Source organism: Nocardia sp. NPDC059228 (assembly GCF_042754245.1).
GTDB lineage: Bacteria > Actinomycetota > Actinomycetes > Mycobacteriales > Mycobacteriaceae > Nocardia.
This window is the reverse complement of the sequence record NZ_JBHZAL010000010.1, coordinates 97,252-120,058: the sequence shown is the minus strand read 5'-3', so window position 1 is coordinate 120,058 and position 22,807 is coordinate 97,252. Positions and strand designations below refer to the sequence as shown.

Annotated in this window: 21 protein-coding genes; 8 read left to right on the top strand and 13 right to left on the bottom strand. The window is 69.1% G+C overall.

Going from position 1 to position 22,807, the window contains the following annotated elements; all coding sequences use genetic code 11:
• The first annotated feature begins 106 nt into the window (after nucleotides 1-106).
• The 3 genes from ACFXKA_RS18020 to ACFXKA_RS18010 all read left to right on the top strand — a co-directional run bounded on the left by ACFXKA_RS18020 (nucleotide 107) and on the right by ACFXKA_RS18010 (nucleotide 4,596).
• A complete protein-coding gene (locus ACFXKA_RS18020) occupies nucleotides 107-952 on the top strand; it encodes an alpha/beta fold hydrolase (protein ID WP_379428088.1) in 846 nt (281 codons plus the stop codon).
• On the top strand, nucleotides 949-3,324 hold the full coding sequence (locus ACFXKA_RS18015) for a beta-glucosidase (protein WP_379428087.1): 2,376 nt from the start codon (nucleotides 949-951) through the stop codon (nucleotides 3,322-3,324). Before ACFXKA_RS18020 ends, ACFXKA_RS18015 begins: the two co-directional genes overlap by 4 nt.
• 405 nt (nucleotides 3,325-3,729) lie before the next feature.
• A complete protein-coding gene (locus tag ACFXKA_RS18010; RefSeq protein WP_379428086.1) occupies nucleotides 3,730-4,596 on the top strand; it encodes a MinD/ParA family protein in 867 nt (288 codons plus the stop codon).
• Between the two features lie 479 nt (nucleotides 4,597-5,075).
• Here ACFXKA_RS18010 and ACFXKA_RS18005 read toward each other — a convergent pair whose 3' ends face one another.
• From ACFXKA_RS18005 to ACFXKA_RS17960, 10 genes are all read right to left on the bottom strand, one after another.
• Nucleotides 5,076-5,573 (bottom strand): hypothetical protein, encoded by a 498-nt coding sequence (locus ACFXKA_RS18005; RefSeq protein WP_379428085.1) that lies wholly within the window; start codon nucleotides 5,571-5,573, stop codon nucleotides 5,076-5,078.
• Between the two features lie 113 nt (nucleotides 5,574-5,686).
• Nucleotides 5,687-6,085 carry an SGNH/GDSL hydrolase family protein gene (locus ACFXKA_RS18000; RefSeq protein ID WP_379428158.1) on the bottom strand — a complete coding sequence of 133 codons (399 nt, stop codon included), beginning with the start codon at nucleotides 6,083-6,085 and terminating at the stop codon, nucleotides 5,687-5,689.
• A 311-nt stretch (nucleotides 6,086-6,396) separates the two neighbouring features.
• A complete protein-coding gene (locus ACFXKA_RS17995) occupies nucleotides 6,397-7,395 on the bottom strand; it encodes a phosphatidylinositol-specific phospholipase C (RefSeq protein WP_379428084.1) in 999 nt (332 codons plus the stop codon).
• A gap of 60 nt (nucleotides 7,396-7,455) precedes the next feature.
• Nucleotides 7,456-8,124, bottom strand: a complete 669-nt coding sequence (locus ACFXKA_RS17990) for an FHA domain-containing protein (protein ID WP_379428083.1) — start codon at nucleotides 8,122-8,124, stop codon at nucleotides 7,456-7,458.
• Nucleotides 8,124-9,413, bottom strand: coding sequence for a VWA domain-containing protein (locus ACFXKA_RS17985; protein ID WP_379385268.1), 1,290 nt, complete (start codon nucleotides 9,411-9,413; stop codon nucleotides 8,124-8,126). Before ACFXKA_RS17985 ends, ACFXKA_RS17990 begins: the two co-directional genes overlap by 1 nt.
• Nucleotides 9,410-10,513, bottom strand: a complete 1,104-nt coding sequence (locus ACFXKA_RS17980; protein WP_379428082.1) for a PP2C family serine/threonine-protein phosphatase — start codon at nucleotides 10,511-10,513, stop codon at nucleotides 9,410-9,412. Before ACFXKA_RS17980 ends, ACFXKA_RS17985 begins: the two co-directional genes overlap by 4 nt.
• Nucleotides 10,510-12,930: a tetratricopeptide repeat protein gene (locus tag ACFXKA_RS17975; protein WP_379428081.1), complete on the bottom strand. Its 2,421-nt coding sequence runs from the start codon at nucleotides 12,928-12,930 to the stop codon at nucleotides 10,510-10,512. The genes ACFXKA_RS17980 and ACFXKA_RS17975 overlap by 4 nt, the downstream gene beginning before the upstream one ends.
• The gene (locus ACFXKA_RS17970) at nucleotides 12,927-14,108 is read right to left on the bottom strand and encodes a hypothetical protein (protein ID WP_379428080.1); all 1,182 of its coding nucleotides are present in this window, start codon (nucleotides 14,106-14,108) and stop codon (nucleotides 12,927-12,929) included. Before ACFXKA_RS17970 ends, ACFXKA_RS17975 begins: the two co-directional genes overlap by 4 nt.
• A gap of 7 nt (nucleotides 14,109-14,115) precedes the next feature.
• A complete protein-coding gene (locus ACFXKA_RS17965; RefSeq protein WP_379428157.1) occupies nucleotides 14,116-15,081 on the bottom strand; it encodes a glutamate ABC transporter substrate-binding protein in 966 nt (321 codons plus the stop codon).
• 5 nt (nucleotides 15,082-15,086) lie between these two features.
• On the bottom strand, nucleotides 15,087-16,313 hold the full coding sequence (locus tag ACFXKA_RS17960) for a hypothetical protein (RefSeq protein WP_354846265.1): 1,227 nt from the start codon (nucleotides 16,311-16,313) through the stop codon (nucleotides 15,087-15,089).
• Between the two features lie 360 nt (nucleotides 16,314-16,673).
• Here ACFXKA_RS17960 and ACFXKA_RS17955 point away from each other — a divergent pair, with 360 nt between their 5' ends.
• Both ACFXKA_RS17955 and ACFXKA_RS17950 read left to right on the top strand, forming a co-directional pair.
• A complete protein-coding gene (locus ACFXKA_RS17955; protein ID WP_354846267.1) occupies nucleotides 16,674-18,095 on the top strand; it encodes an ammonium transporter in 1,422 nt (473 codons plus the stop codon).
• Nucleotides 18,095-18,463, top strand: a complete 369-nt coding sequence (locus ACFXKA_RS17950) for a P-II family nitrogen regulator (protein ID WP_379428079.1) — start codon at nucleotides 18,095-18,097, stop codon at nucleotides 18,461-18,463. Before ACFXKA_RS17955 ends, ACFXKA_RS17950 begins: the two co-directional genes overlap by 1 nt.
• Nucleotides 18,464-18,911: 448 nt before the next feature.
• Here ACFXKA_RS17950 and ACFXKA_RS17945 read toward each other — a convergent pair whose 3' ends face one another.
• The 3 genes from ACFXKA_RS17945 to ACFXKA_RS17935 are packed head-to-tail and all read right to left on the bottom strand — an operon-like array spanning nucleotide 18,912 to nucleotide 21,032.
• Entirely contained in the window at nucleotides 18,912-19,490 is a 579-nt protein-coding gene (locus ACFXKA_RS17945; protein WP_379428078.1) for a hydrolase, read from the bottom strand.
• Nucleotides 19,491-19,523: 33 nt separating this feature from the next.
• Nucleotides 19,524-19,976 carry a MarR family winged helix-turn-helix transcriptional regulator gene (locus ACFXKA_RS17940; RefSeq protein WP_379428077.1) on the bottom strand — a complete coding sequence of 151 codons (453 nt, stop codon included), beginning with the start codon at nucleotides 19,974-19,976 and terminating at the stop codon, nucleotides 19,524-19,526.
• Nucleotides 19,977-20,000: 24 nt separating this feature from the next.
• On the bottom strand, nucleotides 20,001-21,032 hold the full coding sequence (locus ACFXKA_RS17935; RefSeq protein WP_379428076.1) for an alpha/beta hydrolase: 1,032 nt from the start codon (nucleotides 21,030-21,032) through the stop codon (nucleotides 20,001-20,003).
• Nucleotides 21,033-21,211: 179 nt separating this feature from the next.
• Between ACFXKA_RS17935 and ACFXKA_RS17930 the strand changes: the two genes are divergently transcribed.
• The 3 genes from ACFXKA_RS17930 to ACFXKA_RS17920 are packed head-to-tail and all read left to right on the top strand — an operon-like array spanning nucleotide 21,212 to nucleotide 22,688.
• Nucleotides 21,212-21,697 carry a methylated-DNA--[protein]-cysteine S-methyltransferase gene (locus ACFXKA_RS17930; protein WP_354846282.1) on the top strand — a complete coding sequence of 162 codons (486 nt, stop codon included), beginning with the start codon at nucleotides 21,212-21,214 and terminating at the stop codon, nucleotides 21,695-21,697.
• Nucleotides 21,694-22,419 carry a 2OG-Fe(II) oxygenase gene (locus tag ACFXKA_RS17925; RefSeq protein ID WP_354846285.1) on the top strand — a complete coding sequence of 242 codons (726 nt, stop codon included), beginning with the start codon at nucleotides 21,694-21,696 and terminating at the stop codon, nucleotides 22,417-22,419. The genes ACFXKA_RS17930 and ACFXKA_RS17925 overlap by 4 nt, the downstream gene beginning before the upstream one ends.
• 11 nt (nucleotides 22,420-22,430) lie before the next feature.
• Nucleotides 22,431-22,688, top strand: a complete 258-nt coding sequence (locus ACFXKA_RS17920) for an Ada metal-binding domain-containing protein (RefSeq protein ID WP_379428075.1) — start codon at nucleotides 22,431-22,433, stop codon at nucleotides 22,686-22,688.
• Nucleotides 22,689-22,807: the final 119 nt, after the last annotated feature.

Here is a 22,807-nt window from a genome sequence, read left to right as displayed (position 1 = left end):
CACGGTTACGAAATGATAACAGTACCTAGTGACCACTCGGTAAACTGGATCTCCACTGGCACACTCGTGCCAGCCGTACAGGGCAGTACGAGGGAAGGGATTGCCGATGAGTCAGGCCCCGATCATCACGCCGATCACGCTGCGCGGAGCGGCCGGGAAGCTGGCCGCATGGGAGGCCGAGCCGCCCGCCGGGATCGAGCGTCGCGGCACCGCGCTGCTGGTGCCGGGCTTCACCGGCTCCAAGGAGGACTTCGAGGAGATGCTGCCGCTGCTCGCGGCGGCCGGGTACCGGGCGGTCGCCTACGACCAGCGCGGGCAGTGGGAGTCCGAAGGGCCCGAGGAGGTTTCGGGGTACACCCTGGCCGATTTCGTCGGCGACCTGCAGGGCGTGGTCGACCAGATTTCGCCGGCCGAGCCCATCCACCTGGTCGGGCATTCCTTCGGCGGCTACGTCGCCCGCGTCGCGGTGATCGAGCGGCCGCAGCGGTTCCGCAGCTTCACCCTGCTGGCGTCGGGCCCGTCCTCGGTCGCCGACATCAATTTCCCGCCGCCGCTGCTGGTCGCGCAGGCGGTGGAAGCCGGTGGGCAGGCGGTCATCTGGGAGCAGATGAACGCGGTCATGGCCCAGGCCGACCAGCAGCCCGCGCCGCAGCGCCGGGAGTTCCTGCGGGAGCGGATCCTGCGCACCAAGAAGGCCAATATCATCGGCATCCTGACCTGCATGGCCGAGCCGCCGGTGAAAGATCCGGCGGTGCTGCGGGATTCGGGTGTGCCGCTGCTGGTCGCCTACGGCGACACCAATGACCTGTGGGCGCCCGAGGTGCACGAGCGGTTCGCGAAGCAGCTGAACGCGAAGACCGCCGTCTATCCCGGCTCCGGCCATGTGCCGAACGAGGATGTGCCCGCGCAGGTCAGCACAGACCTGGTGACCTTCTGGAAGGAGCAGCAATGACCGACGTCGTCGACGACCTCCTCGGGAAACTGGATCTTCCCGCCAAGATTCGCCTGATCTCGGGCGCGGGCTTCTTCCGCTTCGCGGGCGAACCGGGCATCGGGCTGGCCGAGATGCCGGTCTCCGACGGCCCGTCCGGCGTGCGCGGCGAGCAGTGGGACGAGCGCGACCCCTCGGTCAGCCTGCCCTCGGGCACCGCCCTGGCCGCCACCTGGGATCGCGACCTGCTCACCGAGGTCGGCGCGCTCATCGCCGCCGAGGCCCGCCGCAAGGACGTGTACGCGGTGCTGGGGCCGACCATCAACCTGCACCGATCCCCGCTGGGCGGAAGGCATTTCGAATGCTTCTCCGAGGATCCGATGCTGACCGCCGAGATCGCCGACGCCTACGTGCGGGCGGTGCAGGCGCACGGGGTGAGCGCGTGCCCGAAGCACTACGTCGCCAATGACTCCGAGACCGAGCGGTTCACCGCGAATGTGGTCGCGGACGAGCGGACCCTGCGGGAGCTGTACCTGTACCCGTTCGAGCGGTCCGTCGAGGCGGGCGCGTGGATGATCATGGCCGCCTACAACTCGGTCAACGGCGTCACCATGACCGAGAACGACCTGCTCGACGAACCGTTGAAGGGGGAGTGGGGCTTCGACGGCGTGGTGGTGTCGGACTGGACCGCCGTGCGCTCCACCCTCGGCGCGGCGAAGGGCAACGACCTGGCCATGCCCGGTCCGTGGGAGCTGTGGGGCGCGCCGCTGGAAGCGGCCGTCCGCGAGGGCGAGGTGCCCGAGTCCGCGATCGACGAGAAGGTGCGGCGCATCCTGCGATTCGCCGTCCGGGTCGGCGCGTTGAACGGAACGCCCAAGCCCGTTCCGGCCTTCAGCGACGAGGCGTCGCAGCGTCTGGTGCGCGAGGCCGCGGCCAAGGCCATGGTGCTCGCCGCCAACGACGGCACCCTGCCGCTCGGTAAGCCAGCGCAGGTCGCGCTGCTCGGGTCCGCCGCCGCCGAACCGCGTTTCATGGGCGGCGGCAGTGCGACCGTGATTCCGGCGCACACCACCTCCCCGCTGCAGGGGCTGTCGGAGGTGCTGCCGGTGGTCCACACACCGGGTGTGCACCTGAGCGAGAACATGATTCCGGTTCCGCTGGACCTGGTCACCGACCCCGAGTCCGGTGAGCCGGGACTGTCGCTGCGGTACCTCGACGGCGAGGCCGTGCTGGATACCGAGCATCGGCGGGCGGGCAGCCTCATGCTCTTCGGCAACCCGAATGCCCTGCAGGCCAAGGCTATCGAGCTGCGCGGACGACTGCGGGCCGATGTGGCAGGGGAGTGGCGCATCGGGTTCGCCGGTGTGGGCACGCTGACCCTGACGCTGGACGGCGAGCAGGTGCTCGCGGAGACCGTGGTGCCCGCTGGCGCCGATCCGGTCGAGATGCTGCTGAATCCGCCGCAGCGGTTCGTAACCCGCACCCTCGCCGACGGGCAGGAGGTCGACGTGCTGGTGCGCATGATGCCGGACAATGGCTTCCCCGCCCTGGGCATCACCTGCGCGGTCGGCCGTCCGCGCCGATCGGATGACGAAGAGTTCGCTGCCGCAGTCGAATTGGCGCGGGCATCCGAGGTGGCGGTGGTGGTCGTCGGCACGACCGAGCGGATCGAATCCGAAGGCTTCGACCGCACCACGCTGCGGCTGCCCGGCAGGCAGGACGATCTGGTCGCCGCGGTCGCCGCGGTGAACCCGCGCACCATCGTGGTGGTGAACTCCGGTTCGCCGGTGGAGATGCCGTGGCGCGACGACGTCGCGGCCGTGCTGCTCGCCTGGTTCCCCGGGCAGGAATTCGGCGCGGCCCTCGCCGACGTGCTCACCGGCGCCGCCGAACCCGGCGGCCGCCTGCCCACCACCTGGCCCGAAACGATGGCCGACGTGCCCGTCCTCGACACCAAGCCCGCACCCGACAATGCGCTGCCCTACGGCGAGGGCATTCACATCGGCTACCGCGCCTGGCTGAAATCGGGTGTGGCCCCGGCCTATCCGTTCGGCCACGGCCTCGGCTACACCACGTGGGAGCTCGACGAGCTGACGGTGTCCGGCCGGACGGCGACCGTCACCGTCCGCAATACCGGTGACCGCCGGGGCCGTCAGGTCGTGCAGGCGTATCTGTCGCGCGAGCACAGCGACGTCGACCGGCCGGTGCGCTGGCTGGCCGGATTCGCGGTGGTGGAGGCGAACGCGGGTGAATCCGTCACCGCCACCATCGACGTGCCCAAGCGGTCCTTCGAGCACTGGACCGATCGGGGCTGGGCCATCGAACCCGGGACCTTCACCCTGCACGTCGGCACCTCGGTGACTGCCCTCCCCCTCACCGCCGACATCGGCTGATCGCCTCGACCGCAACGGGTTCCGGCCGCACCACGGCCGGAACCCGTCGGCGGTGCGCTGACATTCGGTGCCGGAGTTTCGGTGGGGCTATGGATATTGCTGCTTGCATGCCAAGATCAGGTAATATCTGGCCACATCGAAAGGGGCTGCACGGCAACCCTTTTGCACTCTTGATCGACAGCTAGGCGGGTAGGGGGTATCCGGGGGACAGAGCTCGAGGCTTCAGCGAAGTTGTCGAGGCGCAGGGGCCGCTCGTCGACGCGGTGTGGGTGTTGACGGCGAAATGACGGGGGCTGCGCCACCGATCGTGCACGCGATGGATGACGCCGGCGTAGCCGTCCTCCGCGACGTGGTGACCAGAAGATTCCGCAGCATCGTCTGCCGCTCGCATCAAAGGAATCTAGAGTGTCCGAAAATTTCCCGGATCATCCCGCCGCTCTTTCTTCCACTCCCACAGACCTTTCCCTGCTGTTGCGTCCGGCCCCGCCCGGAGCGCCCACCGACATGGTGCGCATGCAGCCGCGCAACGGCTACCTGCTCTGGGCCGACCTGCCACCCGTCCTCGTCCTGGGCAGCTCCGGCGGCTCTGGCGCGACCACCACCGCCCTGGGCGTCGCGGGCGCGGCCGCCTACGACTACGGCGAACACTCGCCGATCGTCGTCGATGCCACGACCACCGGCGGCGACCTGGCCGCCCGCGGCTGCGACACCATCGACGCCGCGGGGACCGTCCAATCCTGGCTGAGCATGACCCACCGCAGCCTGCCGTCCACCGTGATCGACAGTTGCGGCGAAAACAGCTCCGGCGTAGGCGTATTGCCCCGTGGCCCCGAGGCGCTGCCCCGCCGCGAGACCTACTCCTCGGTGCATCGCGATCTGGTGGAAGCCGGTTGCCTGCCCGTCTACGACGGCGGCGCGCCCGTCACCAACCGCATGGTCGCCCCGCTGCTGTCGGACTCCCGGATCTCGCTGGTGATCACCCTCGCCGCCCGTCCCGACGCCGTGAATCGGCTCAAACCCGCCCTGATCTGGCTCGACGACAACTACAGCCAGTACCACCTGGCCGAAGCCGTCATCGTCGTCACGCGTCAGCACCCGAAAGACGGGCCGCTGGTCACCGAACACGTCCGCACATATCTCGGCGACGTGGTCCGGGCGGTCGCCGAAATCCCCTATGACGCCCACCTGGGTTCCGGAGGCCCCATCAGCTGGCGTCGCCTGGCGCCACCCACCCGCGCCGCCTACCGTCAACTCGTGAACCTGCTCCGTTAGTACCCGACATTTCGAAATGCCTGTGCGGCTTGATCCGTCGGCGCGGCTCTTGCTGGCAGGATTACGCCGTGAACCCATTCGAGGTGGCGATGACCGTTCGATTGCGGTGCGGCCGCTGAGAAGTTCACGGTGTTGGCGTAATTCCCTGTTCGAATGCATCTCACGAGACATGGATTCGAGGGCATATGACGAATGCTCGGCGGTTACAGCAGCAGGTTGATGGCGGAGGACATGCGCGTTCGGCAGCGCGAACACGATTGCCCGCGGGAGTGCTGACATATGTCGCATTCCTGCTGACGGCCCTCGGTCTGGTACTTATCGGACCGGTAGCCGCGGGTTTCCTGATCGAGGCCAGCGGGGGCGGGGCCACCGGGCCGGGAGCAATCGCGGCGCTGATCGGGATGGCGACCTTCATCGCACTCACGCTGGGGGCAGGATCCTGGATGTTCTGGACGGCCAGGCGCAGCCCGGCCCGGGGATCACACTCGGGTACGTGATCGGCGCAGCAGAACGACTGCCCCGACGACGATGACGATGCCGACCGCGAGGAGGACCGAACCGAAGACCGCGAGGAACCAGGTCTGGCCGGAGAACGCGGCAATGGTGCCCGGGACCGCCAGCCAGACGACCGTGCCGAGGATGGCGGACAACCATTCCGCGGGGCTGCGGCCGAGTCGCCAGCCCATCGTGGCCAGTTCCGATTTGATGGATTCCCCGATCCGGTCGGGATCGCGGTTCCAGTGGTGCGGGGCCTCGCCCTCGCTGTTGGGCCAGTAGTATCGGAAGAACTGTGCGCGGCTGTGCTTTTCATTGAGCCGCAGGGAATAGCTGTAGGGGGTCCGGGTGCGGTCCTTGTCGTAGGGACGTTCGACCCGCAGGCCGTCGTGGACCGAGCGCACGGTGTAGGGGCTGCCGTCGAGCACCATCCGCAGGCGGCTCTCCAACAGCACCTTCGCCGACGGAATCGGATAACTCACAAGATCATCGTAATCTAACCGAGACCATTTGTGCGGCAATCGAACTGGCGGGCACGAATCCACGGGGTGGCATTTCCGAATGCGATTGTCTCTCGACGCACTGCGGCGAATTATCAGCCCTGGCCGCCGAAGGTGGTGAGATCGATGGCATCGGCCACGGCCTGGTATCCGGTCGCGTTCGGGTGGAGGTTGTCCGGACCCGCATAGCGCGGGGCCAGGACGGAGGGGTCGACCGGGTCGCGGAGGGCGGCGTCGAAGCCGATGACGCTGTCGGCGAGCTGCTGCCCGCGAATCCAGGAATTCAGTTGCCGGCGAACCAGCTGGTGGTAGTCGGCGCCGATCGGGATGCCCAGGTCGTTGATGCCCTCGAGGATGATGACGTCGGTGACGCCGGGCTGGTCGAGCACATCGTGCTGGAGCCGGGCGGTGGCGACGGGACCGAACTGGGGGATGAATCCGTCTCTGGTGACCCGGTTTCCGGAGATGCCGGCATTGACGACGCTGTACGGCAGCCCGGCCTGATCGAGCCGCCGCTGGAGGAAGTCGGGGTAGCGCTGGGCACGGTCGACACGCCGGGATCCTGCGGGAGGCCCAGGAAGTTCGAGGCGACATAGCCGTCGCTGATCGAATCACCCAGGGCGACAATGGTGCTCACCGCTCCGGGCGCTCGGACATCGAGACCGGACAGGAACGGCAACGAGGTGGTGCGCAGCGGCAGACTCGCCCCGGCGGGGTCGCCGGCCGTGTCTCCTCGAGCGGGTGGACGATCCCTGCTCGATTCCAGAGCCGGTGCGCCCGGGTCATTCGAAGTCCGCGGTAGGGGCTAGCCGACGTTCTTGGCGAGCAGGAGGTCGAGGACCCGGGTGTATTGGTCGGGGAAGTCCATGGGAACGATTCCGTAGTGGGCGGACTGGGTGGTGTGGGCGGTCAGGTAGTCGGCGAGTTTGGGCATGATCGCCGCCGCGTTGTCCTTGGGCCAGGCACTGTCGGCGAAGCTGGTGAAGTTGATGTACTCGAGGGTGTTGGCGGGGTCGGCGGCGGCCTTGTCGAGGCAGGCTTTGACATAGTCGAATTTGTCGCCGCCGGAGGAGCCGAAGTTCGACGAGCCGGAGTCGAGGCCGGCCAGGCCGTGGTCCTTGTAGTGGTCCTGGAGATGGATCCGGTCGGTGGTGAAGACGCCGTTGTCGCCGCCGGGCCATTGCAGGCAGCCGAGGGAATTGGCGAACTGGGCGATGAGGACGATGCGGCCGCGGGCCTCACCCAGCGCGGGGAAGCGATTCTCCAGCCAGAACAGTGAGCGGTAGCCCTTGGTGTCCAGGTAGCCGTTGAAGATTCGCGCGAAATCGGCGCCCACGTCGTTATTGGTGCCGTCCTCCTTCTTGACCCGCATGACGAGGACTTCGCCGGGATTGCCGGCCAGGAAGGCCCGGCACTGGTCGAGCACCGTATCGAAGGTGATGCCCTGGTAGAAGGCGCTGTGGTACACGCCGAAGGAGTCCGCGGTGTGGTCCTGCAGGCCGTTGCAGCGGATGTCCAGGAAGCGGATGCCGTGCGCGAATTGGTCCGGGAGCGACCAGTTCTGGGTGTGTGCCCACTCGGTGCCGTTGGCGGCGCTGGTGCAGCAGGAGTCGTGGGTGCCGGGGATGGTGAGGCGCAGCAGCGAGGTGGCGTCGGGGAGCGTGGACATCCACGCCTGCGGTGGTGCGCCGACGGTACGCGCGTGCGGGATCGCCTGCGCCGCAGGGCTGGTCAGGCCGGTGGCGAGCGCGCCTGCGGCGGCGGCCAGGGTGGTGCGGGCGAAGTCTCGGCGGGTCAAGCTCATAGGGCGGGGAGCCTAACCTGGACAATGGACCAAGATTGCCGTTTTGCTCGAATTGAGTGATCAGCCCGGTTCGGTGGTCACCGTGATGGTGGTCCAGCCGCCCACGTGGATGCGGTCGCCTGCCTGGAGTGGCACAGGAGTTTTCGGCGGGATGGGTTGCGGGCTGTCGTTGAGGCAGGTGCCGTTGGTGGAGCCCAGGTCGGTGACCGTGAGCGTCCCGCCGTCGATGTGCAGGATGGCGTGCGAGCGCGAGACCGCGATATCGGCGGGCGCGACCGAGAGGTCGATATCGGGGTGCACGCCCTGCGAGACGCTGCGCTTGCCGATCAGGATATTGGGCCCCTGCAAGGGGATTCGGCGGTCGGGGTAGTAGGCGGGGAAGTCGACCCGCTCCAGATCGGGCCCTTTCTGCGCCTGCATGCGCGCGTAGTGCGCCCGGTCGGCGGAAATGGTGGCGACCCAGATCAGCGCTGCGGCACCGTTCTCGACCGCCCCGGATTCGCCGCCGGTCGTCGCCGGTTCCGCGCTCACCGGTGGCGCGGGCGGAGGCGCCGGCAGCGCCGAGTCGTGTCCGCAGTTCTCGCAGAATCGCCCCTCCGAGGGCGCCCCGCAGGACGGGCACACCGCGAGTTGCGGTGCGGCGCTACCGAATGGACCGCCCATCGGCGCACCACAGAAATCGCAGTAGTCGGTGGCGGCGGTCTCGTGCCCCTCGATGCAGAGCGCCATCACGGTTCCTTGCGGACTCGGGCGGTCTTGGTGGAGCGGACGTCGAGGGCCATCTCGTCGGCGGGATCGATCTTGTTGCGCAGTCGGATGGTCCCGGTCCGCTCGTCCACCACGTCGACGACACTGAGCAGCAGCTTGGCGGTGTTCTCATTGCCCGACTCGCTGGCCAGGTGGTACGCGCGCTGGAGTTTGGCCGTGGCCGTGGCGAAGTCGCCCTGCTTGCGCGCGGTCAGGCCCTCCTGAACGGTCTGGGCCAGCTCGGCCTGTCCGGTGTAGTGCGCGACCCGGCGGCTGATGATCGCCGACTTGTCGGTATCGGTCGTCCAGGCCGCCTTGACCAGACCCTGCCCGAGCACGTCGCCCTCGGCCAGCACGCTCACCCGCGCGGCCAGCTTCTCCCGATCCGGCGCGGCAGGCTCGAGCTCCAGTTGGATGTGATAGTCGCGATCCTCGGCGCCCCAGGAGCCCAGCGGATATTCGCCCACCTGCGGTCCCACCTCGGTGCGTCGCGCAGTGAGATCCTCGATGAACGGCGCGACCTGTTTGAGGAACACGATCTTCGCACCCACCGGTGTCCACACCCGCATGGTCAGGTCCGGAATCGCCTTCTCCATCGACGATTCCATTGTGGCCGCGAAATCCTGGGCCAGCAGATCCGCGGTCGCCACGGTGTCGATCGTCCCGTGCAGCGCGGAGGCGATGGGGCGCACCTCGTTCGGCTCCCAGTCCACCCCGACGCCGCGGCAGTCGCAGGTGAAGACACCGATGGACTGGCGGATCTCCTCCGCCAGCCGCTCGGGCGTCTCGTGCTCGTTCTTGCCGTCGGTGAGCAGGATGGCGTGCACCATGGCCCCCGGATGCTGCTGGGCGATCAGGCGTGACAGTCCCAGCCAGGTGCCGATCGCGGTGCCGCCGTGCGGTACCAGCTTGTCCAGCGCTCGCCGTGCGTTGGCGCGCTCCTGCGGGCTGGCCACCGCCGAGGGTCCGCGGTGCGGGAACACCACCTGCGCCTTGTCGGTGCCCTCCACGATCGCGAACCGGGTGCCGTCGGGCATGACGTCCAGCGCCGCCAGCGTGGCCCGCCGGGCGCCCGCGAACTTGTCGGCCGCGCCCATGGACCCGGAGGTGTCGATGATCAGGATCTCGACCCGCGGCGGCGGCGCTACCGACACCACCAGATCGCCCGTGGCCTCGACGGTGACGATGGCGTCGACCGTGCGCACCCCCTCGGCGAGGAATGCGTTCTGGTCGATGGCTACCGAAATGCCTTTGTTCTCAGCGGAAGTCACGGTGTGTCTCCTGACGGTGCGAGGGACGGGACGGGTACGAGGGCGACGGTGATGTTGTCCTTGCCGCCCGCACCGAGCGCGTGCTCCACCAGGGCGCGCGCCGCGGGCAACGGCGCCAGCGAGCCGGTGAAGCGGGACAGGGCCGCTGCCTCCGGGAGGTAATTCCACAACCCGTCGGTGCACACCAGCAGCACCCCGGGCGCGTCGGTGTGCAGGGTGCGCACGCAGGTGGGCGACCACTGGTGTTCGCTGTCGGCCCCCAGCCAGCGGGTGAGCACGTGCGCGTGCGGGCCGTCCATGGCGGTGGCCGCGTCCAGCACGCCGTTGTCGACCATGGCCTGGGCGAGGGAATCGTCGACGGTGAGCCGGTCGGAGTCGTCGCCGCGCAGCCAATAGGCGCGGCTGTCACCGACATTCGCGACGGTGATGTCCGCGCCGCCCTCGGCGTCGAACTGCACGATCGCCGACACATAGGTGCACGACGGTGCTTTCCCGCCCGGCGAGCCGACCGCCTTGACCGCGTCGGCGGCGGCGGTGAGCCCGGCCATGACGCAGTCCTCGGCGGGCTGGTCCGCGGCGAGGGCGGCCAGGCAGGCGTCCAGCCCCGCCCGGGCCGCGGCACCCGAGGCGGCCTGCGGATCCTCGGAGGTCGACACCCCGTCACAGACCGTGATGACCGCGGCGGCCGGACGATTCGGCACCGCGCCCTCCAGCACCGCCGCCGCGACCGCGTCCTCGTTGCGGGCGTGCAGCAGGCCGCGATCGGTGATCAGGCACGCGGTGCCCAGGTCGAATTCGAAGCGATCCCGCTCGGGCCCGAGCTCACCGCAGGTCGCGCAGTAGCCGTCCGGGTCGAATTCGCTTCCGCCGCAGCCGGTGCAGTCGGGCGGCGGACCGGATTCGACGGTGGCCGTGGTGCCGGTGGGGGCGAGCCGGGCACTGCGCGCCGCCTCGGCCACCGGCACGGTCGAGCCGGAGCCGGGCCGGAATTCCTTGGGCGGCAGCGCGATCGCCCGGATGCCGAGTTTGCGCCCGCAGGCCTCGCAGAAACGGTCGGTGTCGGCGACGAAGGTGCCGCAGTGCGGGCAGCGGGCCGTCACAGCAGCGTCCTCGGGCGCACCGCATTGGCCTGCTCCACCAGGGCGATCCGTTCCCACATGTCCTCGGTCTCGTGCGCCAGGTCGCGATAACAGCGTTCCAAACCGGTGCGTACCCCTTGTTGATCGAGCGCCACCCCCAGCAGCGGGGAGTGGTCGGTGGGCACCCTGCCCAGGCGCAGCCAGCGCAGCGCCGCGTCCAGGACTCGCAGACGGGCCTGTGCGGCACGGCGTTTCGAGTCGAGGGTCAGACTATCGATGCGTTTGCCGGCATCGCGAACCAATTGTTCGGTCAGCTCGGCGGGCTCGGCGACGGCCAGCAGCGTCTCGACGGCGGTGACCCCGGCCTCGGTGTGCACCGCCGAGGCGGCGTCGACCTGATCGAGCACGGTGACCGCGCCCGCCCGGTCGCCGGTCGCGCGCCGCAGCCGGGCCGCGCCGAAGGCGGCGCTGGTGAAGGAGCGGTCGGTGCGCCAGACCAGGTCGTAGTAGCGGGCGGCCCGCTCGCGCGCGGTCTCGGGGTCCAGTCCGTCCGCGGCCATGAGCTCGGCGGTGACCGCCAGGGCCAGCTTCGGGGCGGCCTCGCCCGGCAGGGCGCTGTAGAGGGCGTCGAATTCGGCTGCGGCGGCGGGCCAATCGCGCTGCAGCAGGCGGGCCAGGCCCGTGAACCAGGTCAGCCGCCAGTCGCCGGACAGCGTCTCGCCCACCGCGTCCAGCCGGCGCAGCGCGTCGTCCGGATCGCCGAATTCCAGTGCGGCGCGAATCAGCCGGAGCGGGATCTCCACCGACTCCTCGCGGCCGGTGACCACCGACTGCAGGCCCGCGGTGATCTCGCGCTCCAGGTCCTCGGGCGTGACCGCGCTGGTGGAGGCCAGCAATGCCGCGCCGCTGTCGCTCGGGTCGACCAGCGGAACCGGCAGCGCCGCAATGAGGGCGCGAGGATCGCCGGGCAGCTGGTCGCCGACGCCGAACACCCCGCGCGGCGGGCCGAACCGGGTGGACAGTCCCGGCCGGGGCCGCCCGTCCTCGGTGGCCAGCACCTCGCGCAGAATGCCGGTGAGCTGATCGCCCATCTCGGTCATGGAGGTGAAGCGCGCGTCCGGCTCGATATCGGTGGCGCGCACCAGGAATCGGTACAGCGATTCGTGGCGGGCCATGAGCGGTTCGAGCTCGGGACCGGGCAGCGGGCCGAGTTCGTTGTTCACCGGCGGGATCCGCATGATGAGCGCCGCCAGCGTGCGGCCCACCGTGTACACCTCCGACGCGACGGTCGGCCCGGTCTGCGCGATCTCCTTGGCCTGGTAACCCGGTGTGCCGTAGATGGTTTCGGTCTGATCGTGCAGGCCGACGACCGCGCCGAGGTCGATGAGCTTGAGCTGCTCCTCGGTCTGCATCACATTGTCGGGTTTGAAGTCGCAGTAGGCGAGCCCGCGGTCATGGAGGTACTCCAATGCGGGCAGCATCTCCAGGATGTAGGCGATGGCCCGCGCGGGCGGCAGATACCGCTGATCGGCGGTGCGCTGTTCGCGCAGCAGCTGTTTGAGCGACTTGCCGCCCACGTACTCCATCACGATGTACCCGACCGGTTTGCCGTCCGGCCCGGTGTCCTCGGCGAAGTTGTAGATCCGCACGATATTCGGGTGATCGACCTGCGCGAGGAACCGCTTCTCGGCCACGGCCGCCCGCATGGCGTCCGCATCGCCGGTATTGAGCAGGCCCTTGAGGACCACCGGCCGGTCGTCGACCTTGTGGTCCACCGCGAGGTAGATCCAGCCCAGGCCGCCGTGCGCCAGCGGGCCGAGCACCTCGTACTGGCCGCCCACCACATCCCGGCCGGACAGCTTGGGGGTGAAGGAGAATCGCGTCCCGCAGTGGGCGCAGAAGCCCTCGGCGCGGCCGGGCTGACCATTGCGACTGCGCCCGACCGGCCGATTGCACCTACCGCATTCGCGATGGTTCTCCGGCACCTCCGGATCGACGAGCACGGCCTCTGCCGGATCCCGGCGCGGCACCGACGGCACCTTGACCATGCCCGCGCCCAGCCTGCCGCGGCTGGCCCCGGAGGCTCCCGACCGTCCGGTGCGCACCGAACGCCCACTGCGGGATGACCGGCCGCTGACCGTCGATCCCGTGCTCATCGCCGACGCGTGCCCGGTGTCGTGCGCGGTGGCGGCCGGCGCCGACGGCGGCGCGGGCGCGCTGCCGCACACATCGCAGTAGCCGTCGAGAATCGTTCCGGTGCAACCGGGTTCGGCACAGCGGTCGGAGCCGACGGCGCTCGCCGCGCCGGCAGCCCTCGTCCCGGTCGATGTGGTCGGCCCGCCCCCGGTGACCGCGGGCGCCGCGCTCGGGGCGGTGCCGCAGACGGTGCAATAGCCGTCCTCGATGGTCCCGGTGCAGCCGGGTTCGGTGCAGTTCATGATCGCCTCCCCGATTTCTGGTCGATGAGCTGGCGGTAGTCGGTGATGGCGCGGGTGACCGCGGCCAGATCGCAGGGCCGGCGCGAGAGCAGCCCCGCCGCGATGCGGGCGGCGGCGAGCACATCCTGGTCCTCGGCCACCCCCAACCGGGCGGCCTTGGCCCGGTAGGAACTGAACCGCCCCTTCAGTTCCATCCGCCGATCGAGCAGCCCCTGCGCGAGTTGTTCGTTGCGGGTCGCGGTGTCGAGGGCCCCGGTGATGCGTTGCCGCAGCTCCCACAGCACCGTGGGCACGGACGGATTGGCTTCCAGCGCGGTCAGTTCCGCGCTGTACACGGCACTGTCGTCCGGATGCCGGGGGAGCGGCGCGGCCAGGATGGTGCGCTCCACCTCGGTGCGGGCGCGATCAGCCCGCTCGTAGGTCTTGCGCAGCGCCTCGACCAGGGCCCGGGACCGTTCGATCGCCGCGTCCCAATCCGCCGAGATGGCCCGCAGTTCGGTCAGTACGGTCGCGGCCTCGCGCATACGCCGGGACAGGTCGCCCAGGCGGCGCTCGAGCGCATCGGGTGCCAGCGCCAGGGGATCGGTGGCGACCTGCATGGCGAGGGCGTCGATATCGCTTGTCAGCGACTGCAATTCGGGAATCGACATGCCGGTGCGGGTCAGCTCCGCCTGCAGCGGCGCGATATCGGTCATCACCCGGGTGTGCACCGCCTCCACCGCGTCGAGCACCCGCACCACGGTCGGGAAGGCCGCGCGCATGCGGTCCAGCAACTCGGTGATGCCGATCAGCTCGATCTGCTCGCGCGGCCCGCTCAGCGAACGCTGTGACATCGGAATCGTGCTGCGCGACACCTCGACCGGCTGTCCGCGGAGCAGGCGCGTGAGCTCCTCCCGGTCCAGTGCGTCCAGGCGTCGCCGTCCGCGCGCGGTCCGGGCCTGGTCCAGCACGGTGCCCAGCCGCCCGAAGTCCTCCCACATGAGTTCCAGCGCCGCCCGCGCCGGCGCCCAGCGCTGCTCGGTGACACCGGTGGGCGGGAAGCGGCGCAGCAGCACCAGCCCCGGATGCTTGTCCAGCTCCACCAGGGTCGCGGCAATGGTCTCGATTTCGCGTGCCCGCTCGGCGATGTCACGATCTATCTCGGCGACGCTGAGAATGTGCCCAGGATTCTCGTGCATGACCGGCTCAATCGCTGTACTTGGGCGCCGGGGGACCGTTGGACGGCCCGAGCACGCTCAGCCGCTGGTTGTAGATCCGCTGCCAGGTGCCGTCGGCGCGCACCCGCTCCAGCACGCCATTGACGAACCGCACGAGATCCGTGTTCTGCTTCTGGACTCCGATGGCGTACACATCGGTGGCCATGGCGTCGCCGACCACCTCGAGATTCGGGTCCTGGATCTTCAAGCCGTACAGCAGCGGCAGGTCGGTGCTGGCGGCGTCGACCTCGCCCTGCTGCAGCGCGGTCAGGCAGTCCAGCCAGTTCTCGATCCCGATCACGATGGGGCGCTGGGGAAGTGCGAACACCGCGTCCAGCGTCGTCGAGTTGGGGATGCCGCACACCTTCTTGCCGCCCAGATCGGCCGCCGAGCGAATGCCCGAGCCCTTGGTCACCAGCACCCGCTGGTCGGTCTCGAAATAGACGGCGGAGAACTGGACCTGCTGGCGGCGCGAGCAGGTCGGTGTGAAGTTCTGCACGACCAGGTCGACCTCGTTCTTCGCCAGCGCATCCGCGCGGTGGGCGGAGTCGATGGGATGCAGGTCCACCCGGCCCGGGTCGCCGAACAGGTCGCGGGCGATCTCGTGGGCGAGATCGATATCGAAGCCCTCGAGCTCGCCGGTCGACGGATTGCGGTAACCGAACAGGAATTGGTTCTGGTCCACCCCGATCCGGATCTTCCCGCCGGCGACGATGTTCGCCATCGTCGACCGGGCGGGCATGGACCCCGGCTGCGGTTGCGGACTCAGCGGCCGCAGGCTCGCGGTCGGGTTACAGGACTGGTCGGCGCGCTGATTGGGCGCGGTGGCGAGGACGGTCGCGCCCACCGGCAGCCGGCTGCCGGACGGCAGCTGGAAGGGCGCGGCATCCGGCGTCGACCCGCACGCGGCGGCCAGCAGCGCCACGGCTGCCACCATCAGCATCCGCATCCGCATCCGCTTCACAGGAACTCCTTCAACCGCGGCCACACCCCGACGACGATCGATCCCGCCGCCGCCAGCAGCAGCACCAGCGTGCCCAGCGGGCTCAGGGTGAGGGCATTTCCGGCCGTGTTCACATCGTCGCGCACTTCCTGGCGGGTGCGCTCGAGTTCGGTCTTCAAGGCGTCGTCGAGGGCGGTGAACTGCGCCGCGGATCCCGCGCCGTCGGTCTTGATCGACTGGTCGACCGCCCCGCGATAGTCGTTGGACTTGTAGGCGGCGAGCTCCTTCTGATGGCCGTCCTGCCAGCCCGAGAAGGCCTTCGACGCGGCGGAATTGCCGCTCAGCAGGCCGGCCAGATCCGCGCGCAGCTGGTCACTGCCGGCGGTGAAGCGCTGCTCGCTGGCGTCGAGGTCGCCGCGGGTGATGAGCTGCAGCGTCTCCTCGGTGCGCGCCTGCTGGGCGAGAATCCTTGCCTGCGCGAGCTTTTCGAAGCGGGCAGTGGCGCCGGTGTCGATGGCCGCCGTGGTCGCGGCCGTGGTGGCGAGGATCCACAACAGCGCGACCACCGTCAGACCGCCGGCCGTGACCACGCCCGGATTGATCCAGCGGTTGGTGCGCCGGACCAGAATCCACGAGCCGTAGCCGCAGGCCGCGAGCAGCAGCACCAGCGTGCCCGCGCTCCACCAGGGCAGCCCGGTGATCGCGCCCTGATCGCTGTGCAGCTGTGCGAGGCGAATGTGCTCCAGTTCGCCCGCGTCCTTCAGGATCGAGCCCTGCATGAGCGCCGACGCCTGCCGCAGATACGCGGAGCCGACCGGCAGGCCCTGCCGGTTATTGGCCCGCGCCGCCTCGACATAGCCGGTGTAACTGGGCAATTCGGCCGAGATCCGGCCCAGGATGGTACGGGTCTCGGCGTCCGCGGCGCCGGTGGTGGCCTCCGCGAGCGCGGCGGCCGCGTCGGTCAGCGCGTTCTCGTAGCGGATCCGCACCTCGGGCGACTCGATCCCGCCCGAGAGATAGGCGGTGGACGCCGCCGCGTCGGCCGTGGACAGTGCCACGTACAGCCGCTGTGCGGCATTGGCCAGCGGTTCGGTGTGCGCCAGGACGGTGTCGTGGCGAGTGATCTTGGTGCTCTGCTGATCGGCGGTCACCAGGCCGCCGAGCAGGGCCAGCAGTGCGAGGGCAGCGCCCACCGCACCGATGACGCCGGGCGCGGTGCGCACGAAGCGTCGCGTCCATTGCATGCCCCCGCGAGTGATCGCCGCTGAGCGACTGCGAATGGTCGCCGGTAAGCGACTCCTCAACTCCGTTTCCCCCGTTCGACCGGCCGGTGCTCCCCGTAGCCAGATCGTACGGTAGCGATCGCACCCTGTCGATCGAGTTCCAACCGGTCGGAATTTGCTGAGTGGGTCCATCATTTCGAATGCACGTGCATTCATGACCGGACCATGAAATCCAGATTTAACCGCGTGTAATCGCCGGGAAATGTTCCGGCACAACACTTGGTTCACCCGATGTGACCTTAGACACCTTATGTCACAACGTAATTTAGTGCTGGAGCGAGTCTGGTGCCTGCCCGCTCCGCGGTGAGGTAGCGCTGAACCATGTCACCGTATCCCGACTGGCTGAATCCCGGCGACAATGCCTGGCAGTTGGTAGCCGCGACTCTAGTCGGCCTGATGAGCATTCCCGGTATCGCGATCTTGTATGGCGGTCTGGTGCAACGCAAATGGGCCGTCAATACCATGCTCATGGCGTTCACCGGATTCTCGCTGGTCCTGGTGGTGTGGGTGCTGTGGGGCTTCAAGATGGGGTTCGGCGAGCCCGTCAAACTGGGCCCAGGAATACTGCGGGCCGCAATCGGCAAGCCGCACACAATTCTGAGTTCCAATAATCAAGAGCAGGCCGTGATTCCGCTGCTCGACGGACTCATGCCCAAGTTCCGATTCTCCCAGACCACGCTGGCCTACTTCCAGTTCGTGTTCGCCGGCATCACACCGCTGTTGTTCCTGGGCAGCGTGATCGGGCGCATCAATTTCAAGGTGTGGCTGATCTTCGTCCCACTCTGGTCGACGCTGGCGTATTCGGTCAATGCATTCCTGATCTGGGGCGGCGGCTGGTGGTCGCAAATGGGTGCGCTCGACTACTCCGGTGGATATGTCATCCACTTGGCCGCGGGCACCACGGGCTTCGTGGCCGCGGCGGTCATCGGCCCGCGGCTGACCCGCGACCGGGAACGAGCGGTGCCCAACAACCTGCCCATGGCCGCGGCCGGGGCGGGCATCCTGTGGCTGGGCTGGAACGGCTTCAACGGCGGCGACCCGTACTTCTCGGGCGCTGATGCCTCACTCGCGGTGATCAATACCAATCTCGCCACCGCGGTCGCGGTGCTGACCTGGGTGATCTGGGACATGCTGGCCGGTCCGTCGCGGCGGCCCAATTTCCTGGGCGCGGTCAACGGCATGATTGCCGGCCTGGTCGCCATCACCCCGGCGGCCGGCTTCGTGAACAGCTTCGGGGCCATGGTGATCGGTCTGATCGCCTCGACCCTGGTGTGGCTGTCCTGGAACAAGCTCGGGCGCACCCGGCTGTTCCGCAAGGTCGACGACACCCTCGGCGTGGTGCACACCCACGGCGTGGCAGGGCTGGCGGGCGGCATGCTGGTCGGTGTGCTGGCCGACCCGAACATCCGGGTGTACCTGGGGACCGGCGGCGCGGCCGACGCCACCTACGGCGGCTGGCTCTACGGGCACAATCCGAAACTGCTGCTCTGGCAGGCGGGTGCGGCCGCGACGGTGATCGTCTGGGATGCGTTGGTCACCTTCGTCATTCTCAAGGTGCTGAGCCTGTTCATGAGCCTGCGCATGCCCGACGAAGTGCTCGAGACCGGTGATGTCGGAGCACACGAGGAAGAGGCGTACCCGGACGACACGCTCGTCCACGCGCAACCGTCCGTGCGGAAAGCGGTGCGAACGGAAGCGGCGGTGCGGCAGGACGGAGCGGAGATTCCGGCCAAGGAATCCTGATGTCGGCGCCGCTGCACCTCGGCGGCATGATCGGTTATCACAATATGGACCCGGGCGGCGGTGCGGACGCGAAACTCCTCACGCTGGTGGTGCCGCCCGGCCTGTTCGATCAGATCAAACAGGCCCTCGCCGCCTTCGGTGTGCGGCGCATGGTGGTCACCCAGGTCTATCGCGTGGACGACCGTGCCAACCGCGTCGAAAGCTATCGCGGACAACGCTTCGAAACCGATGTCTCCGCCGGCCTGCGAGTCGAATTACTCGCCCGGACCGAGGATGTCACCGATCTGGTGCGCATGATCGGCCGGATCGGCTCCAACCACGAAGCCTCCAATATCCAGATCTGGATGATCGACGCCCGCCGGTTGTGAACGGCCGGAAGACTCGATTACCGCGCCCCCGCCCCGATCGTATGGCCGGGGCAGGAGCGTGCCGTGCTGATTCGAGCCGGCGCGGCAATTCGCCTGTGGGAGTTCTGGTTTGGCAGTGCTGTTGGCCTTCGGCGTGATCGCGGCACGTGACCGGCGCGCCTGGCTGGTCGAGACGGGGGAGGCGATCGACCACGACGGGCCCGAGGGCGCGGCGGTCGTCCTGGGCGCATGGGACAGCGATCCCGCCCGCGTGGCCATCGCCTGCGCCGACCTGGCCGGGCCCATCGAGCTCGGCGGCACGGTAATCGCCGGGGCCGGAATCGATCTCGGCGACGGCGCGCAGTGGGCAGTCGGCAACAAGATCAGGGAGCTCTCAGCGGGGGAAATCGCCGACAGATTTCCGCAGTGGGAGCTCCCTGATCTTGGTTGCTGCGTGGTCGTGATTCGGTCAGAGCTTGGTGACGGCGTCCAGGACTTCCTCGGTGGTGGCGGTGACGCCGAGGCGGGGGAAGATCTTTTCGACGGAGTGGGCGTGGGCGGCGGGGTCGCGGTCGGCGGCGGCGTCGGTGGCGACGATGACGTGATAGCCGTGTTCGTGGGCGGCGCGGGCGGTGGATTCGACGCCGATGCTGGTGGCGATGCCGCCCAGGACGATGGCGGTGACACCGCGGCGGCGCAGGTGCAGGTCGAGGTCGGTGCCGTGGAAGGCGCCCCACTGGCGCTTGGTGATCCGGATATCGGTGGGCTGGATGTCGAGTTCGTCGAGGAGTTCGTCCCAGCCGGGCGGCGGGGTGAAGGCGCCGGCGAGCTGCATGGTGCGGCCGGGCGGCATGTCGCTGCCGTCCGCGGCGAAGGTGACGCGCACCAGGACGACCGGCAGGCCCTTGTCGCGGAAGGCCTTGGCCAGCTCGGTTCCCCGGCGCACCACCTCGTCCGCGGGGTAGGGCTGGGTGGGGGCGGCGACGATACCGCGTTGCAGGTCGATGAGGACCAGAGCGGTGTTGGGATCGAGCAGGGTGTCGGTCAAGGTGCAATCCTTCTCTGGGAGTGGTGGTTCCGGTCAGTCTTCGGTGAGCCGGGCGAGCAGCGGGATCGCGGCGATGAGCGAATCCTGTTCGCCGGGCGAGAGTTTGGTCGTGATCGCGGTTGCCAGCCAGTCTTCCTTGGCGTCGTGCGCCAGCCGCAGCAACCGCTGCCCGGCCTCGGACAGTGACAGCAGCACCTGCCGCTGATCGGTCGGATGCGGCGCGCGCACCACCAGCCCGCGCTCCTCCAGTACGGCGAGGGTGGTGCGCATGGACTGCGGCCGCACCCGCTCGGCCCGCGCCAGATCGGCGACCGACATCGGCCCCTCGTGCCCGAGGCGGCTCAGCGCCACGGCCTGGGAGGGCGTCATCTCGATTCCGGCCCGGGCCGTCCGCAACTGCCGCAACAGCCGGCTCGCCGCCACCCGCAGCTCGCTCGCGGCGGCGGCCACTGCTGCGGCCGACCTGTCCTCTCCGTTCGTGCTCACCGGCCCAGAGTGCCATAAACAAAGTCAAACTTGCAAGTTTGCCTGTCGAGTTTGTGATCCGGCCACGTGGTCGCGGAGGAAGCTGGTGATCTCCGCTCGCGCCGCTCTGGCCTGTGGGACCAGGCCGGGCATCGTGATGAAAGCGTGTGTCGCACCGGGGTATTCGGAAAGCTGGGCGGGCGTGCCGGACTCGCGCAGCCGCTCGGCGTAGCGACGGCCCTGGTCTGCCAGCGGGTCCAGGGTCGGCACCACCACCAGCGCCGGGGCCAGCCCACCGAGGTCGTCGGCACACATCGGCGATACCGCACGAGGATCGGAGCCGGGCGGTACTGCCAACCGCCGGAACAGGTTCAGCTTCGGCAGGCTGAGCGTCGGACTGTCCGCGTACCGGGAGATCGACGCGTAGTCATCGAACGACCCGGCCAGATCGCTCGCGGGGTTGACCAGTACCTGTGCCCGCAGCGTCAGGCCGGACGCCTTGGCGCGGATCGCGGACAGCGCGGTGATCAATGCGCCGGTGCTCTCCCCGGCGACGGCCACCCGTGTGGGGTCGATTCCCCATTCCCCGGCGTGATTCACGATGTGCCGCAGCACATCCCAGCCGTCATCGGCGGCCGCCGACAGCGGAATCCCCGGCGCGAGCAGACGATGCTCGACCGACACGACGACCGCGGGCAGCCGCGCCGCGAGATGACTGTTCCCCCAATCGCATTGCGCCGCCGTTCCCGCGAACCCGCCACCGTGGACGTGAACCACCAGTGGCAGCGTGCCGACGCGTTCGCCCGACGGCCGGTACACCCGGACCGGGATCACACGATCGCCCAGCGCCACCTCCTCCCAATCAATAGTGGTGCCGCGCTTCGGAAAACCGGTGATCACCCGCACTGACCGCGACCCGAAGAGACGATTGGCCGCCGCACTGTGGGTGGCCAAATCCGCCGCCGTCAGCGTCTCCCAATCCGGGTCCTTGCGCAGGGCGTGCAGCAGCCGAATGCCCAGCGGAGGCCGCTCGCCCTCGCCCGCCCCGTTCGTGTCATTCCTGTCGTGTCTGAACATGCCCCTCAGCTTCGGCGGCACGCCGCCGGAGGTATTGAACAAATGTTCTCGATCCGGGCCACGGGCCCGGCTGACGTCTGTCCGAATGCCGCCAACGCGATGGCTGATTCCCGCCGGTCATCGGGGATCGGCTGGGCCAGAGTAGGTGAGGAAGAGAGAAGACGACGAAGGAGGAAGCGATGCGCGTGTACACCACGATGGCCAGCCCGGTCGGGGAGTTGCTGCTGGTCGGGGAGCTGCGGGGCGACTCGGTGGAGCTGACCGCGGTGTCGATGGCCGGGAGCAAGAGCATTCTGGTGGAGGGGGAGTGGACCGCGGACGCCGAAGCGTTCGCCGAGGTGGTGGGGCAGCTGACCGCCTACTTCGCCGGGGAGCGGAGTGAGTTCGATCTCCGATTCGGCAGCGCCGGAACCGATTTCCAGCGGCGCGTGTGGAGTGCCCTGGAAGAGATCCCCTACGGGACCACCACCACCTACGGGGAGATCGCGGCGCGCATCGGCGCGCCCAGGGCAGCCGTGCGGGCGGTGGGTTCGGCCATCGGCGCGAATCCGCTGCTGATCGTGCGACCTTGTCACCGCGTGATCGGGTCCGACGGCTCGCTCACCGGCTACGCCGGGGGAGTGGAGCGCAAACAGCAACTGCTGGACCTCGAGCGGGCGGCATGACCACCGCCGCCCTCGGCTCGGTGTGGGCCGGCCGGGTCGCCCAGCAGGAATGGGCAGCCCTGGCCGGCGAGCTCGATGACCAGGGCCACGCGCTCACCGGTCCGCTGCTCACCGCCGCCGAATGCCGGACCCTCGCAGGGCTTTACGACGAGGAGGAGCATTTCCGTTCGACGGTCGACATGGCCCGCCACCGCTTCGGCTCGGGCGAATACCGCTACTTCACCCATGACCTCCCGGAGATCGTGGCCGAGCTGCGGTGGGCTCTGTATCCGAAACTGCTTCCCATAGCCAGGGATTGGGCCGTCCGGCTGGGCCGGCCCGGCACCTGGCCGGAACGCCTGGACGAGTGGATCGCCCAGTGTCATCGGGCCGGTCAGGTGAAGGGCTCGCAGATCCTGCTGCGCTACGGTCCCGGCGACTGGAATGCCCTGCACCGGGACCTGTTCGGCGACATGGTGTTTCCGCTCCAGGTCGTGATCGGCCTGGACGCACCGGGCGTGGACTACACCGGTGGTGAATTCCTCATGGTCGAGCAGCGCCCGCGCGCGCAATCCCGCGGCGCGGCCATGGCGCTGCCGCAGGGCCACGGCCTGATCTTCACCACCCGCGATCGCCCGGTGCGCGGCACGCGCGGCTGGTCCGCCGCGCCCATGCGGCACGGGGTGAGCCTGGTGCGGTCCGGTCAGCGCCACACCCTGGGCCTGGTCTTCCACGACGCCTGAGAGGGAGAGCGATGGCGTACACCCTGCTCGGCGCGGACGGCCGCCCGTATGCCAGCCGGACCCCCGGCGTCCTGGGCGGCCATCGCCGCCTGAGGATCTACGGCCGCCTGGACTGTCCGGCCGCGCTGCGTGCCCTCGCCCGCGGCGGCTACACCGCCCACCGGGTCTTCTTCGCGGACGAGGCGACCGCGGTCGCGGCCGGCTATCGCCCCTGCGCGGTATGCTCGCGGTCGGCCTATCGGGAGTGGCGGGCCGGACTCGCCGACTGATCGAGACCGGTTGGTAACTAATACGCTGGACCCCATGCTGACCACGTTGGCCGTGGAGAACTACCGGTCCCTGCGCAAACCGCGGGTGCCGCTCGGCCGCCTGAACGTGGTCACCGGCC

Coding starts and splice junctions, on each gene's coding strand:
- ACFXKA_RS18020 (WP_379428088.1), top strand. CDS start 107: ATGAGTCAGGCCCCGATCATCACGCCGATCACGCTGCGCGGAGCGGCC.
- ACFXKA_RS18015 (WP_379428087.1), top strand. CDS start 949: ATGACCGACGTCGTCGACGACCTCCTCGGGAAACTGGATCTTCCCGCC.
- ACFXKA_RS17995 (WP_379428084.1), bottom strand. CDS start 7,395: ATGAGCTTGACCCGCCGAGACTTCGCCCGCACCACCCTGGCCGCCGCC.
- ACFXKA_RS17990 (WP_379428083.1), bottom strand. CDS start 8,124: ATGGCGCTCTGCATCGAGGGGCACGAGACCGCCGCCACCGACTACTGC.
- ACFXKA_RS17975 (WP_379428081.1), bottom strand. CDS start 12,930: ATGAACTGCACCGAACCCGGCTGCACCGGGACCATCGAGGACGGCTAT.
- ACFXKA_RS17970 (WP_379428080.1), bottom strand. CDS start 14,108: ATGCACGAGAATCCTGGGCACATTCTCAGCGTCGCCGAGATAGATCGT.
- ACFXKA_RS17965 (WP_379428157.1), bottom strand. CDS start 15,081: ATGCGGATGCGGATGCTGATGGTGGCAGCCGTGGCGCTGCTGGCCGCC.
- ACFXKA_RS17960 (WP_354846265.1), bottom strand. CDS start 16,313: ATGCAATGGACGCGACGCTTCGTGCGCACCGCGCCCGGCGTCATCGGT.
- ACFXKA_RS17955 (WP_354846267.1), top strand. CDS start 16,674: ATGTCACCGTATCCCGACTGGCTGAATCCCGGCGACAATGCCTGGCAG.
- ACFXKA_RS17950 (WP_379428079.1), top strand. CDS start 18,095: ATGTCGGCGCCGCTGCACCTCGGCGGCATGATCGGTTATCACAATATG.
- ACFXKA_RS17935 (WP_379428076.1), bottom strand. CDS start 21,032: ATGTTCAGACACGACAGGAATGACACGAACGGGGCGGGCGAGGGCGAG.
- ACFXKA_RS17930 (WP_354846282.1), top strand. CDS start 21,212: ATGCGCGTGTACACCACGATGGCCAGCCCGGTCGGGGAGTTGCTGCTG.
- ACFXKA_RS17925 (WP_354846285.1), top strand. CDS start 21,694: ATGACCACCGCCGCCCTCGGCTCGGTGTGGGCCGGCCGGGTCGCCCAG.
- ACFXKA_RS17920 (WP_379428075.1), top strand. CDS start 22,431: ATGGCGTACACCCTGCTCGGCGCGGACGGCCGCCCGTATGCCAGCCGG.